General features: G+C 72.9%; 12 protein-coding genes and 1 pseudogene. 6 read left to right on the top strand and 7 right to left on the bottom strand.

Annotated elements, in window-relative coordinates; genetic code table 11:
• Positions 1-58: 58 nt before the first annotated feature.
• Positions 59-2,110: a bifunctional glycosyltransferase 87/phosphatase PAP2 family protein gene (locus tag ACLZN2_RS40265; protein WP_416984597.1), complete on the bottom strand. Its 2,052-nt coding sequence runs from the start codon at positions 2,108-2,110 to the stop codon at positions 59-61.
• Positions 2,111-2,477: 367 nt separating this feature from the next.
• Here ACLZN2_RS40265 and ACLZN2_RS40260 point away from each other — a divergent pair, with 367 nt between their 5' ends.
• Positions 2,478-4,244, top strand: a complete 1,767-nt coding sequence (locus tag ACLZN2_RS40260; RefSeq protein ID WP_416984624.1) for a DUF2330 domain-containing protein — start codon at positions 2,478-2,480, stop codon at positions 4,242-4,244.
• A 118-nt stretch (positions 4,245-4,362) separates the two neighbouring features.
• Positions 4,363-5,034 (top strand): O-methyltransferase, encoded by a 672-nt coding sequence (locus ACLZN2_RS40255; protein WP_416984595.1) that lies wholly within the window; start codon positions 4,363-4,365, stop codon positions 5,032-5,034.
• Between the two features lie 47 nt (positions 5,035-5,081).
• On the opposite strand, the gene ACLZN2_RS40250 is transcribed toward ACLZN2_RS40255, so the two are convergent.
• A complete protein-coding gene (locus tag ACLZN2_RS40250) occupies positions 5,082-5,474 on the bottom strand; it encodes a hypothetical protein (RefSeq protein ID WP_416984594.1) in 393 nt (130 codons plus the stop codon).
• A gap of 124 nt (positions 5,475-5,598) precedes the next feature.
• On the opposite strand from ACLZN2_RS40250, the gene ACLZN2_RS40245 reads away from it, so the two are divergent.
• Positions 5,599-6,081 carry a DUF1992 domain-containing protein gene (locus ACLZN2_RS40245; protein ID WP_416984593.1) on the top strand — a complete coding sequence of 161 codons (483 nt, stop codon included), beginning with the start codon at positions 5,599-5,601 and terminating at the stop codon, positions 6,079-6,081.
• Positions 6,082-6,086: 5 nt separating this feature from the next.
• Here ACLZN2_RS40245 and ACLZN2_RS40240 read toward each other — a convergent pair whose 3' ends face one another.
• Both ACLZN2_RS40240 and ACLZN2_RS40235 read right to left on the bottom strand, forming a co-directional pair.
• Positions 6,087-7,013, bottom strand: coding sequence for a peptidoglycan-binding protein (locus ACLZN2_RS40240; RefSeq protein WP_416984623.1), 927 nt, complete (start codon positions 7,011-7,013; stop codon positions 6,087-6,089).
• Between the two features lie 690 nt (positions 7,014-7,703).
• A pseudogene (locus ACLZN2_RS40235) lies at positions 7,704-7,934 on the bottom strand (peptidoglycan-binding protein); the annotation flags it as partial.
• A 173-nt stretch (positions 7,935-8,107) separates the two neighbouring features.
• Between ACLZN2_RS40235 and ACLZN2_RS40230 the strand changes: the two are divergent.
• Positions 8,108-10,162 (top strand): DHA2 family efflux MFS transporter permease subunit, encoded by a 2,055-nt coding sequence (locus ACLZN2_RS40230; RefSeq protein WP_416984591.1) that lies wholly within the window; start codon positions 8,108-8,110, stop codon positions 10,160-10,162.
• Here ACLZN2_RS40230 and ACLZN2_RS40225 read toward each other — a convergent pair.
• The gene (locus tag ACLZN2_RS40225) at positions 10,155-10,646 is read right to left on the bottom strand and encodes a GNAT family N-acetyltransferase (RefSeq protein WP_416984590.1); all 492 of its coding nucleotides are present in this window, start codon (positions 10,644-10,646) and stop codon (positions 10,155-10,157) included. The two genes, ACLZN2_RS40230 and ACLZN2_RS40225, sit on opposite strands and share 8 nt — an antisense overlap.
• Positions 10,647-10,834: 188 nt before the next feature.
• On the opposite strand from ACLZN2_RS40225, the gene ACLZN2_RS40220 reads away from it, so the two are divergent.
• Together ACLZN2_RS40220 and ACLZN2_RS40215 are read left to right on the top strand one after the other, a co-directional pair.
• Positions 10,835-11,467, top strand: coding sequence for a hypothetical protein (locus ACLZN2_RS40220; RefSeq protein WP_416984589.1), 633 nt, complete (start codon positions 10,835-10,837; stop codon positions 11,465-11,467).
• A complete protein-coding gene (locus ACLZN2_RS40215) occupies positions 11,464-11,847 on the top strand; it encodes a hypothetical protein (protein WP_416984587.1) in 384 nt (127 codons plus the stop codon). Before ACLZN2_RS40220 ends, ACLZN2_RS40215 begins: the two co-directional genes overlap by 4 nt.
• A gap of 166 nt (positions 11,848-12,013) precedes the next feature.
• Here the strand turns inward: ACLZN2_RS40215 and ACLZN2_RS40210 are convergent, their stop codons facing one another.
• Together ACLZN2_RS40210 and ACLZN2_RS40205 are read right to left on the bottom strand one after the other, a co-directional pair.
• Positions 12,014-12,670 carry an HAD family hydrolase gene (locus ACLZN2_RS40210; RefSeq protein WP_416984585.1) on the bottom strand — a complete coding sequence of 219 codons (657 nt, stop codon included), beginning with the start codon at positions 12,668-12,670 and terminating at the stop codon, positions 12,014-12,016.
• Positions 12,671-12,865: 195 nt separating this feature from the next.
• Positions 12,866-13,453 carry a TMEM165/GDT1 family protein gene (locus tag ACLZN2_RS40205; RefSeq protein ID WP_416984584.1) on the bottom strand — a complete coding sequence of 196 codons (588 nt, stop codon included), beginning with the start codon at positions 13,451-13,453 and terminating at the stop codon, positions 12,866-12,868.
• Positions 13,454-13,734 lie beyond the last annotated feature (281 nt).

Here is a 13,734-nt window from a genome sequence, read left to right as displayed (position 1 = left end):
GGAGCGGGCCGTTTGCCAACGGTTTGGTGTCGGGTTTCGGGCTTGGGCTTGGGCTTGGTCAGGCGCTTGGGGTCGGTGTCTTCGGTGCCGGGACCGGGTCCGTTCGTTGTGGGAGGGGCGCGGAGTGGGCGCGGGGGCCCATCAGGGCGTACGACAGGCCGAAACCGGCGACGACGACGGCCGCGCCGCCTGCCGCGTCGAGGACCCAGTGGTTGCCCGTCGCGACGATCGCCGAGACCGTGAAGAAGGGGTGGAGGAGGCCGAGGGCCTTCATCCACCACTTCGGGGCGACGATCGCGATGACCATGCCGCACCACAGGGACCAGCCGAAGTGGAGGGACGGCATCGCCGCGTACTGGTTGGTCAGGGCGGTGAGAGTGCCGTAGTCGGGCTTGGAGAAGTCCTGGACGCCGTGGACCGTGTCGATGATGCCGAGGGCCGGCATCAGGCGCGGCGGGGCCAGGGGGTAGAGCCAGAAGCCGACCAGGGCGAGCAGGGTCGCGAAGCCCAGGGAAGCGCGGGCCCAGCGGTAGTCGACCGGGCGGCGCCAGTACAGGACGGCGAGGACGGTCAGCGGTACGACGAAGTGGAAGGACTCGTAGTAGAAGTCGAAGAAGTCGCGGAGCCACTCGACTCCGACGATCCAGTGGTTGACAGCGTGCTCGATGTCGATGTGCAGAAAGCGTTCGAGGTCGAGGATCTCCTGACCGTGGGCCTCCGCGCGGACCCGGCCGGCGGAGTTGGAGCCGCCCGTCGCGGCGAGGCGGACCTGCTGGTACGCCGCGTAGGTGACGCGGATGAGGAGCAGTTCCAGGAGGAGGTTCGGGCGGGTCAGGACGCGGCGCAGGAACGGCAGCAGAGGGACGTGGCTCAGGCGCGCCGGGACCTGGGGCGCGTACTCCGTGGGGATCGGGGCGCGGTAGTACGGGGACGTGCGCGAGAGGAACGGGATCGCCGTCGCCGCGGCGACGGCCGCCAGCAGGACAGCGTTGTCCCGCAGCGGGTGGAGCGCCGGCATGTTCGGCAGCATCATCTTCGCCGGGAGGGTCATGACGAGGACCACGGCGACCGGCCAGACGTAGCGGTCCGAGGCGCGTTTGCCGACCCTGCCGACCACCGCGAGCAGTACCCACAGCAGCTGGTGCTGCCAGGTCGTCGGGGAGACCGCGATCGCCGCGCAGCCGGTGACGGCCACCGCCAGCAGGAGCTGGCCGTCGTGGGCGTAGCGGACCGCGCGGCGTACGCCGAGGGTGGCGACGGCCGCGCCGAGCGCCAGGAACAGGCCGATCTCCAGCGGGCCGGTCAGACCGAGGCGCAGCAGGGCGCCGTGCAGGGACTGGTTGGCGAGGGCGTCCGCCTTGCCGCCGAGGCCGACGCCCGCCATGTGGTGCACCCAGTAGGTGTACGAGTCGTGCGGCATCGCCGCCCAGGCGAGCACGGTGACTCCGGCGAACGTCGCACCGGTCGCGGCGGCGGCCCGGCGGCGGCCGGTGAACCACAGCAGCGCCGCGAAGAGCAGGACCGTGGGCTGCAGGGCGGCGGCCAGGCCGATCAGCGCGCCGCCCGCCTTCTGGCCCCGTACGACGAAGCAGCCGAGCAGCACCAGCAGCACCGGGATGATGCTGGTCTGGCCGAGCCAGAGGGTGTTGCGCACCGGCAGCGACAGCATGAGCAGGCTGATCGCGACGGGAGCGGCGAGCAGGGACGTACGTCTGCTCACCGGCTGCGGGAGGGCGCGCGCGACCACCAGGCCCAGGGCGGCGACCAGGAGCAGCGTGCCGAACGTCCAGCCCCAGCCGAGGGCCTGTTCCGCCGCCCGGGTGAGGGGCTTGAGGACGAGCCCGCCGAAGGGGGTGCCGGTGAAGCGCGTGGAGTCGTAGAGCGAGCCGTTGACGTGCAGTACGCCGTTCGGTCCGACCCAGGTCTCCAGGTCCGTCAGCCGCTCCCCGCGCGGGGTGCCGAGGACGACGGCCACCTGGCGTACGGCGAGGACCGCCGCGAGCAGCCAGAGGCCGAGACGGGCGGCGCGCAGACGTGCCGCCCTCGTCGTGCCGACCGCCGTCGCCCCGAAGGCCTCCGCCGGTCGCCCGCTGTGCTCCGCATTCGCCACGCCTCGTCGGCCTCCCGCCCCGTGCGTCCCACACGTCTTCGCGTGGGTGTGTCCTGAACGAACCCTATGAGGCTCGGACCGCCCCCGGAGAGAGACGCAGGCCATCCCCGCTTCACCTGACGTCGGTCCTCCTTTTGTCCGGAAGACGATAGTGCGCCGGGGGGAAGGTTGCCTCCGCAGGGCGCGATGTGGGTCACAGCGCGGCCGGAACTGGCACTTCTCACGAACGGAACGCCCGCTTCAGCCGTACCGTCGTACGCCCGTACGACACCGAGGGCAGCGGGACGGCTGCGAGTCGTGAACGCGCGGATGCCGACAGGCAGCCGAAGGGGAAGGGTGAAGGGGCAGGGTGAAGAGGGTGACGGAGATGCACGGCAGCGGGCGGCGGGACGCCGGGGCGCGGGCGTACGCGCGGGTCGTCGCCGTCCTCCTGGCGCTGCTGGCGCTCCAGCTCGGGTCGCTCGTCGCGCCGGCGTACGCCTGCGCCTGCGGTGCCCTGGTCCCGGGCGACGGTCGGCAGCTCACGGTCGGCCGGGAGGTGTCGGCCGTGCGCTGGGACGGCAGGCAGGAGCAGATCGTGATGAGCCTGCGGGTCGGCGGCGACGCCGAACGGGCCGCCTGGATCATGCCGGTCCCGAACCGGGCGACGGTGGAGCTCGGCGACGCGGAACTGTTCGACCAGCTGGCCTCCGCCACCGCGCCCGTGCAGCGCACGCGTACCCATTTCTGGCCGCAGGACGGCGACTGGCCGCTGACCGCCGGGGACGGCCGGGGCGGGCCGCCGCCCCCGCCGGGGACCGGCGCCGAGGTGGGCGTGGTCGGGCGTGAGCGGCTCGGGCCGTTCGACGTGGCCCGGCTGACCGCCACCGATCCGGCCGCCCTGGACGACTGGCTGAGTTCGAACGACTTCGCCCTCCCGCCCCGCCTCGAGACTGCCCTGCGGCCGTACGTCGAACGGCGATGGGAGTACGTCGCGGTCAAGCTGACCCCCGAGACCGCCGGCGACGTCCTCGACGGCGAGCTCCAGCCGCTGCACCTCACCTTCGCCGCCGACACCCCCGTGTACCCGATGCGGCTGTCCCGGCTCGCGACCACCCCGCAGTCGCTGGGCCTGTACGTCCTCGCCGCCCACCGCATGGAACCGGCGTCCCGGATCGGCGGCGAGCGGCCCCGCGTCACCTTCGCGGGCCGCGTCGGTTCCTCGGCCCGCGGCCCGCTCGGTGAGCTGGCGGAGGGCACGCCGTTCCTGACGGCGGTCGCCCAGGAGTTCCCGCGTCCTTCGGCGATCTCCGGGGACCACGAGCTGCGGCAGGCGCCCGCCGACACCGCGTTCCGTCAGGTGATCTACGAGGACCGGCTGCTCAGGGTGCTCGGCGTCCCGGCGTGGCTGGTGACGGTGATCGGCGGCCTCACGGTCGCCTCCGCGGCCTCCGTCGCCCTCGCCCTCCACCGACGCAGGGCCGACCGAGCGGCCCAGCCGGGCCCCCGCCACGCCTCGGGCCACCATCCGGCGACCCCGGCGGGGACGCCGGCCGCTCCCCCGGCGGGGACTCCGGGGCGGCCCGCCACCCCGCCCACGCCCCCGATGCCGACCACACGCCCGACCCCGACCGGTGTCCCTCCGATGCCGACCACACGCCCCACCCCGACCCGTGTCCCTCCGATGCCGACGGCTCGCCCGACCGGGGCAACCGTGCCCCCCAGGCCGGCCGGCCGTCCCTCCGGCACCGGCTTACCTCCGAGGCCGACCGCACGTCCCGCCGGAGCAGCCGTACCGCCCGTACCGCCCATGCCGCACATGCCCCCTTGGCCGCAGCAGACGCAACAGACACAGCAGGCGCAGCCAACAGGGCGTCATGCGCAGTCCGCACAGTCCGCGCAGCGGGAGCAACGAGCGCGCCGGACCCAGCAGACACCCCCGCCCCCGCCCCCGCCCCACCCTCCCACCGCACACGAAACCGCGCCCCCGTCCCCCACACCCACGCCCACACCCGCCTCCTCCGCCGCCGCCTCCTCCGCCTCCACGCCCCCCAGCGCCCCTCCACGCCCTCCCCGTCCGCCGTTCGCGCCCCCGCGCACCCCCGTGTCCCCGAAGCCCTTCACCCTCCCCGTGGTGCCTCGCCCGAACGGGTGAATTCGCGGGGCGGGGAACCGGGGAGGACCCTTGGGCGGGGAACCCGCGCACGGCGAGGTCCGTTCACAGGAGTGGTTAGCGGTTCTAACCTGTCGCAGGCACACGGGAGGCAGAGCGCATGAGCGAGTCGCAGGTCTGGGAGGCCGTCGACGCCTACTTCACGGCCCACCTCGCCCCGGACGACGAGGTGACCGCGGCCGCGTTGCGCGACAGCGAGGCCGCCGGGCTCCCCGGGATCAACGTCACGGCGAACCAGGGCAAGCTGCTCCAGCTGCTGGCCGAGATCCAGGGCGCGCGGACGATCCTGGAGATCGGCACGCTCGGCGGGTACAGCACGATCTGGATGGCCCGCGCGCTCCCCTCCGACGGCCGGCTGATCTCGCTGGAGTACGACCCGCGGCACGCGGAGGTCGCCGTCCGCAACATCGCCCGCGCGGGCCTGGACAAGGTGGTGGAGGTACGGGTCGGGGCGGCCCTGGAGTCGCTGCCCCGGCTGGCCGACGAGAACCCGCCCCCGTTCGACCTGGTCTTCATCGACGCCGACAAGGGCAACAACCCGCACTACCTGGAGTGGGCGCTGAGACTGACCAGCACGGGCAGCCTGATCGTCGTCGACAACGTCGTACGCGGTGGGCGGGTGGTCGACGCGACCAGTGCGGACGGGGACATCCGGGGCAGCCGGGGCGCGATCGAACTGATCGGCTCCCACCCCCGGCTGAGCGGGACGGCCATCCAGACGGTGGGTACCAAGGGCTACGACGGTTTCGCGCTGGCCCGCGTCCTGGCGTAGCCCTCAGGGACCTACGAGAGGGACTTACGAGAGGGACTCACGAGGGCCTACATCTCGTGGAAGAAGCCCACGTTGACGCTGCGCGGCCCGGTGCGGTCGACGACGACGATCTCGCCGGAGCCGCCGCGCGGCAGCGGTACCGTGCCGCCGTAGGCGATCTGCTGGGCGTACTCCCCGACGAGCAGTCGTACTTCGGAGGACGGCTCGTCCTGCGAGCCGCGCAGCCAGGAGACCTGCCAGGTGCCCTCGGGGCCGCACAGGAACTCCAGGTGCACCCGGGAGACGAACAGCCAGTCCTCGGGCGTCACGAGACGGCACACGGACTTGTCCCGGCCCACCCGCAGCACGGCGCCCGGGTCACTGGGCGCGTCGGCCATGAGCATGCCGGCCGTGGCGCCCTCTTCCGTCCCGGAGACGGTAGCCATGGTGAGTTCGAGCACGTGCGCTCCTTCGTGAAGCCGTGAATCGACGGCTGGGTGGCGACTGGACAAGCCGCTGAACAGTGTTTGCACAGCGGCGGCATGATAAATCGCCCGGGCCGGTCACGTCCGGCACAATGGAGGCATGACCGAGCGAAAGCCACCGGGTGTCCCGTTCGAGTCGTGGGTCGACAAGCAGATCCGTGACGCCGAACGGCGCGGGGAGTTCGACCAACTTCCCGGCGCGGGGAAGCCGTTGCCGCCGGGGACCGACAGCTCGTACGACGAACTCTGGTGGATCAAGGGCAAGATGGCCCGTGAGGGGCTCTCGGTCCTGCCCCCGTCCCTCGCTCTGCGCAAGGAGGCGGAGGACGCGCTCGCGGCGGCGTACGCGGCGCCCTCGGAGCGCATCGCCCGGAAGATCATCACGGACGTCAACGTCAAGCTCCGCGACATGATGTTCAAGCCACCGCCCGGCCCCCCGCTGGGCATGAAGCCGTACGACGTCGAAGCGGTCGTACGGGAGTGGGGGGAGCGCCGGGCCGCGGCAGGGACTGCGGAGGAAACCACGAAGGGGACCGCGGACGGGACCGCGGACGGGACCGCGGAGGACAGTCACCTCGGCTGAGTCGTTTACGGCTCCTTGGTCTCCGACTCCAGGCTCGCTCTCGTCGTCGCCCCGTAGACCCCGAGTTCGTCCTCCTGGATGCCGCGGGACCACTGGTAGTTGCGCAGGGCGCTTTCCACGTCGCTCGTGAAGGTGCCGTTCGCCTCGCCGTTGTACAGGTACAACTGGCGCAGGCGCAGCTGGAGTTCGGTGACCTCGTCGCCCTTGTCGCCCAGGCGGAGGACGGGCGCGGAGATGGTCTCCTGGCTGTTGTCGGCCTGGTTCTCGGCGCCGATGGTTCCGGTGGCGCGGGCCGTGGGGGCCGTCGTGCTCTCCGTGGCTGAGGGCGAGGAGGACGGCGGGGCACTCGACTCCGCCGCGCTCGGCGACGGGCTCCCGCTCTCCGAGGGGGACGGCGGGGCGCTGGACGCCGAGGGGGAGGCGGAGCCGCTCGGGGTGGACGCGGAGGCCGCGCTGGTCGAGGTGTCGGGCACGGCGGCCCGTACGTCCTCGGGGGCGGCCTTGTCGCGGGTCGGCTTCTCGTAGGTGAACAGCCCGCTGGCGAACCCGGCCGCCGCCACCACCGCCACGGCGGCACCGGCGGCCGCGATCACCAGCGTGCGCCGGCGCCGCCCGCGCGGCGGCTCCTCGTCGTCCGGGTGGGCCCGGTTCCCCATGTCCGGCGTCTCGAACAGGCTCAGATCGCTCGTGCTGGGCTCGGCACCCGGAAGGATCCGCTGGATCGGCCGTGTCGCGTCCACGGCACTCGGCTGTATGCGCTGGATCGACCGCGTCTCGTCGGTGGCGCCCGGCTGTATGCGCTGGATCGGCCGCGTCTCGTCCGCGGCGCCCGGCTGTATGCGCTGGATCGGCCGCGCCTCGTCCGCGGCGCCCGACGGGATCCGCTGGAGCCGCATCGTCTCGTCGGCGGCGGGCACCGCCCGCAAGGGCATGGTCGTATCGACGGCGTTCCCCGCCGCGCCTCCGCCCGCCCACGGGCCCCCGCTCGAGCCCGGGCCTGCTCCCGCGCCTACCCCGGCCCTCGGACCACCTGCGGTGCCAACGCCGACCCCCGCACCGCCTGCGGTGCCAACGCCGACCCCCGCACCGCCTGCGGAGCCAACACCGGCTCCCGAACTGCCCGCAGCGCCAACGCCGTTCCCCGAACCGCCTGCAGTGCCTGCGCCCCCTCCCAAGTCCACGCCCCGGCCGAGTCCTTCCCTCGCCCCGGCGCCCCTGGCCGGAACCGGGCCTTCTGCGAAGTCCCCGTCGGCTCGCGGGCCCCCGCCTCGACCGGGACCTCCGCCGGCCGTCCCCGTGCTTCCGCTCGCGCCCGTACCCCTGGTCGGGGCCGGGGCCCCTGCGGAGCCCTCTCCGGCTGGCCGGCCCCCGCCTCGGCCGAGGCCTCCGCCGGCCGTCCCCGTGCTTCCGCTCGCGCCCGTACCCCTGGTCGGGGCCGGGGCCCCTGCGGAGCCCTCTCCGGCTGGCCGGCCCCCGCTTAGGCCGAGGCCTTCGCTCGCCCCTGTGCCCCTGGTCGGGCCCGGGGCCCCCGCGAAGTGCCCGTCGGCCCGCGAGCCCCCGGGGCGGCCGAGGCCTCCGCCCGCCGCCCCAGCGCCCCCGTCCAGAGTTCGCGTGCCGCCCGTGTCTCCCAGCTCGACGTACGGCCGTATCCGCAGCGGATCGAAGTCCTCCGCCGCGGCCGCCTCCGCCGTGCGGGCGTCGCGCAGGGCGTCGGACGCGCGTTGGGCGCAGGCGCAGGACGGGGTGTTGTCGGGTGCGCGCAGCGCCCCGCACTCCGGGCACGGGTGCCCCTGCGGCGGCCCCGGTCGCCCCTGCCACCCCGTCCGATCGCTCACGTGTTCGCCCCTCCCCATGAGAACTCCAGAGTTTATGCAGATCCTCCACACGGCCGACTCGCCCAGCCCCGGAATGCCGCATTCCGTCGGGTTTTCCCTCGGTGCCCGCAAGGCCCCGGGAGGGCTCGGGAGGCCATAACCGGCCACACCGATCACGATGGACAGTGGCACATAAGCCTCAGGAGGTATCCATGGCGTTGGACGCGCACAGCAGGGCCGCGGATCCCCGTGAGGAACACGTGTCCGGAAACGTCCTCGTCTCCATCGGCGCCCTGCTGCTCGGCATGCTCCTCGCCGCCCTGGACCAGACGATCGTGTCGACCGCCCTGCCCACGATCGTCAGCGACCTGGGCGGTCTCGAGCATCTGAGCTGGGTCGTCACCGCGTACCTGCTCGCCTCGACGGCCGCGACCCCGCTGTGGGGCAAACTCGGCGACCAGTACGGGCGCAAGAGGCTCTTCCAGGCCGCGATCGTGCTCTTCCTGATCGGTTCGGCGCTCTGCGGAATGGCGCAAAACATGCCCCAGTTGATCGCCTTCCGGGCGGTCCAGGGGCTCGGCGGCGGCGGGTTGATGGTGCTGTCGATGGCGATCGTCGGCGACATCGTCCCGCCCCGTGAACGCGGTCGCTACCAGGGCCTGTTCGGCGCGGTGTTCGGTGCCACCAGCGTCCTCGGCCCGCTGCTCGGCGGCCTGTTCACCGAACAGCTCAGCTGGCGCTGGGTGTTCTACGTCAACCTGCCCGTCGGCGTCGTCGCGCTCGCCGTGATCGCGACCGTCCTGCGCATCCCGCGCAAGGGCACCCGGCACGTCATCGACTACCTCGGCACCCTCCTCATCGCCTCCGTCGCCACCTGCCTGGTCCTGGTCGCCTCCCTCGGCGGCACCACCTGGGACTGGGGCTCCCCGCAGATCGTCGGACTCGCGGTCCTCGGCGTCGTACTCGCCGTCGCGTTCGTGGCCGTGGAGCGCGGGGCCGCCGAACCGGTCCTCCCGCTCAAGCTGTTCCGCGTCCGCACCTTCACGCTCTCCGCCGTCATCAGCTTCATCGTCGGCTTCGCGATGTTCGGCGCGATGACCTACCTGCCGACCTTCCTCCAGGTCGTGCAGGGCGTCTCCCCGACCATGTCCGGGGTGCACATGCTGCCGATGGTGGCCGGCATGCTGCTGTCGTCCACGGGCTCCGGGCAGATCGTCAGCCGCACCGGCCGCTGGAAGGTCTTCCCCGTCCTCGGCACCGCCGTCACCACGATCGGCCTGCTCCTGCTGCACCAGCTCGACGAGAACAGCACGACGACCGAGATGAGCACGTACTTCTTCGTCTTCGGGTTCGGCCTCGGCCTGGTCATGCAGGTCCTCGTCCTCATCGTGCAGAACGCCGTCGCCTACGAGGACCTCGGCGTCGCCACCTCCGGCGCCACCTTCTTCCGCTCCATCGGCGCCTCCTTCGGCGTCGCCGTCTTCGGCACGGTCTTCGCGAACCGTCTCGGCGACAAGCTCACGGACGCCTTCCGGGGCACCGAACTTCCCCCCGGCCTCTCGGCGCACGCCCTGGAGTCCGACCCGCGCGACATCGCCGAGCTGCCCTCCTCCCTCCAGCCGCAGGCCCTGCACGCGTACGCCTCCGCCATCACCGACGTCTTCGTGTACGCCGCCCCCGTCGCCCTCCTCGGCTTCGTCCTGGCCTGGTTCCTCAAGGAGGACCCGCTGCGCGGCTCGGTCACCGCGCCCGACGTGACCGAGACCCTCGCCAGCAACCCCGTCGAACGCTCCTCGTACGACGAGGTGTGCCGCGCGCTGTCCGTCCTCGGCACCCGCGAGGGCCGCCGCGAGGTCTACCGCACGATCACCGCCCGCGCCGGCCACGACCTCCTCCCGGCGGCGAGCTGGCTGCTGCTGCGGATGAAGCGGTACGGCAGTGTCGAGCCGGGCGTGCTCGCCGAGCGCAGCAGCGTCCCGCTCCCGGTGGTCATCGAGGCGGCACGCCAGGTCGAGGAGCGGCGGCTCGCCGTGCGCGAGGGCCTCGACCTGACGCTCACCCCGCGGGGCCGGGAGGTCGCCGAGGATCTCGCACGGGTGCGGGAGGAGTCGCTGGCGGAACTGCTCGGCGACTGGTGGGGGCCCGACCGGCCCACCGACCTCGTGCAGCTGGTCAGGGAACTCAACGACGAGCTGTGCGGCTCCGACCGCGAACAGCCGCGCGCCGGGCGTCCGGAGCCCCGGCGTCCGGAGCCCCGGATCAGGTGAGGTGCTTGGTGAACCAGTGCTCGGCGTACGGGTCGTCGTTGTGCCGCCCGGTCTCCTCGTAGCCCAGCCGCGCGTACAGGGCACGCGCCTCGACCAGGTCGCTGCGGGTGTCCAGGATCATCCGCGTGGCACCGAGTGCGCGGGCGGCGTCCTCGGCGGCCCGCACCAGCAGCGGCGCGCCGCCCTTCCCGCGCAGCTCCTGCCGTACGAACACCCGCTTGAGCTCGGCGGTCGCCGCGTCCAGCAGCCGTACGCCCGCACAGCCGCCCGGCTCACCGTCGTACCGCCCCACCAGCAACCGGCCGCCGGGCGGGATCAGTTCCGCCCAGTTCCGGGCGGCGATCTCCCGCTCCAGCTCGTCCGGGTCGGTGCGCCGGCCCTCGTGCAGCAGGTACCAGCGGTCGCTGACCTCCGTGTAGTACTCCCGCCAGAGGGCGGCGGCGACGGCGGAGTCGGCGGATTCCGGGGCGACGGTCCAGGTCATCCGCTCATTCTGCGGAGAGGGCGGACGGGGTGCGCAACCGGATATGCGTGACCCCCGGCGGCCTCCCGGGCCGGTTCCAGCGTGGACGGGCATGCGGACTCCAAGAGCTCTGCACCCGTTTGGGAGGGGCCCCGCGGGCAACCCGGGACGGGAACCGGCCCGTGGGGCCGACGCACCGGAAGGCAACCATGTCCACAGGCGTGATCATCGTTCTGATCGTGGCCGCGGCGGCCGTCGTCGCCGTGGCGGCGGTCCTGTTCCTGCGGGCCCGGGGCGCGCACGGCGGACGGGGCCTGAAGCAGCGCTTCGGGCCCGAGTACGACCGGGCCGTGGCCCGGCACGACGGGGACGTCGAGGGGGCCGAGCGGGAACTCGGCGCGCTTATGGAGCGGCACGGTGGACTGCGCGAGAGGCCGCTGGAGCCCGCGGAGCGCGAGCGGTTCGAGACCCGCTGGACGGCCGCGCAGGAGCGGTTCGTCGACTCCCCGGGGGAGGCGGTCGCCGAGGCCGACCGGCTCCTCGCCGAGGTGGCCGGCGCCCGCGGCTTCCCGGACGGCACCCGCTACGAGGAACAGCTCGCCGCGCTCACCGTCCACCATGCCGACCATGTGCACGGCTACCGGCGCGTGCACCGGGCGGCAGGGGCGCGGGCAGGTGCCGGGGGCGAGGTGGATGCGGCCGTGGCGACGGGCGAGCGGCACAGTGGGGAGCTGCACGGTGGCGAGCGGCGCAGTTCGGAGCCCGGTACGGAGGACATGCGGGCCGCGATGGTCGAGGCCCGCGCCCTCTTCGACGACCTGGTGAAAGGTGACGTGCGATGACCGACATCACGATGCGGGAGGCGGAGAGCCGCCGGCCCCGCACACCGATGGAGAAGGCCCGGGCCGCTGCCGTGCGCCCCCGCACCGCCGGGCCCGAGGCGCTGCTGCCGCAGGACGAGTGCGACGAGCTCGCCTCGCGGATGCAGCACGCCGTCGTCGGCTTCGTGGACGGACCCCGGGACGCCGTCGCGGAGGCCGACCACGTCCTGGAGGAACTCGCCGACCGCTTCACCGACGCCGTGAACCGGCGCCGCCGCAGCCTGCGCGGCTCCTGGCAGCCCGGGGAGAAGGAGGACGGGGCTACCGGCTCGGACACCGAGCAACTCCGGCTGGCCCTGCGTGACTACCGCGAACTGACCGAGCGGCTGCTACACGTTTGAATCCTCCCTTCCCTGGAGGGGGACCCCGTGGGGGAGGGGATTCCTGGCTCAGGCCGCCTCCTGGAGCAGCGCTCCACGGCGACGCCCCGCGTTGCCGTCACGGGACGCGATTCTCCCCCGCAAGCGGGAGGTACCCCCACCCCGGCGTGAACGCCGGTGCCTCCTCTCAAGAGACCAGGTGAATCCGGACCCCGTCCCCCACAGCCTCCACCCGCACCTCGCGCAGATCCCGCACCGCCGCGTCCGGCCCGTACATCCCGGCCCGCGCGCCGACCCCCACGACCCGCATCCCGGCGGCGTGCCCCGCCTCGATCCCGGCCCCGGAGTCCTCGAACACCACGCACTCCGCCGGCGCGATCCCCAGTTCCGCCGCGCCCTTGAGGAAGCCCTCGGGATCCGGCTTGCTCGCCCCCACCGACTCCGCGGTGATCCGCACCTCGGGCAGCGGCAGCCCGGCCGCCGCCATCCGCGCCGTGGACAGCGGTACGTCCGCCGAGGTCACCAGCGCGTGCGGCACCTCCTGCGCGATCAGGGAGGCGAGGAACTCCGGCGCCCCCGGCACCGGCACGACACCGTCCAGGTCGGCGGTCTCCTCGGCGAGCATCCGCGCGTTGTCCGCGAGGTTCCGCTCCATCGGCCGGTCGGGCAGCAGCACGGCCATCGAGGCGTGTCCCTGGCGCCCGTGGACGACCTTCATCACCTCGTCGCCGTCCAGCCCCTGCTGTTCTGCCCAGCGCCGCCAGATCCGCTCGACCACGGCGTCGGAGTTCACGAGGGTGCCGTCCATGTCGAGCAGGAGGGCACGGGCGGACAGGACCGGCATGAGCAGCTCCCCACACACGCGACACACATAAGAGACAGGCATAAGGGACAGGCGTACGCAAAAACAAGGCGGCCCCGCCCGCCGGTCAGGGAAAACGGGCGGGAGCCACTTTGTTTCCCCACGGTACAAAACAATCGGCGCCCGCCGCCACCCACCCCCGAAAGCGTTCACCGAGCGTTCAGCTCAGCCCCCAGCTCAGCCCGCGATCGCCTCCCACAGGCTCCACACGCCGAGCGCAAGCATCAGCAGCGCGGCGATCTGCGTGATCAGCTTCAGCGGCACCCGCTTCATCAGCGCCTTTCCACCGACGATCCCGAGTCCGGCCACCGCCCACAGCGCCAGCACCGCGCCGAGGCCGACGGAGAGCGGGTCGTCGTAGCGGGCGGCGAGGTTGGCGGTCATGATCTGGGTCAGGTCGCCGAACTCGGCGACCAGGATCAGCATGAATCCGGCGCCCGCGACCTTCCAGAAGGACTGGTTCTCCGGCCGCCGGACCTCCGCGTCACCATCGGCCCCGCCCTTCGTCAGCAGCAGCATCGCCGCGCCGCCCAGGAACAGCACGCCCGTCAGCGCGTGCAGGATCTGCTGCGGCAGCAGCGTCAGCACGCTCCCGGCCGCCACGGCGAGCGCGACATGCAGCGCGAAGGCGGCGGCGACGCCCGCGAAGACGTAGGAGGCGCGGTAGCGGGTGCCGAGGACGAGGCCGGCGAGCGCGGTCTTGTCCGGCAGTTCGGCCAGGAAGACGACACCGAAGACGAGCGCCATGACGGTGAAGCTGATCAAGGTTCCTCAATCGGTCGGGGGCCGCCCCACCGAGAGTCCGTGCGGTTCGCGAGCACTTCGCGAGCAAAACACCTCGGCACGGCAGCACACGGCATCCGCGCCGACCGGCACGGATGTGCACTGCTTGCCGAAGGTCTCGCCGGCCGACCCGTACACGACGGGCCTGCCTCCGGGCGCCGGCTCAGACGAGCTGAGCAGTATGTCGACGGTCCGGCGAAGAGCTACTCCCCTTCTGCTCCGCCCAGTGTACGAGAAACCGCTGGAGATCGTTTCGCCGTAAA

Origin of the sequence: Streptomyces sp. T028, assembly GCF_048159505.1 — a bacterium.
Taxonomy (GTDB): Bacteria; Actinomycetota; Actinomycetes; order Streptomycetales; family Streptomycetaceae; genus Streptomyces.
This window is presented reverse-complemented; position numbering and strand designations above follow the sequence as displayed.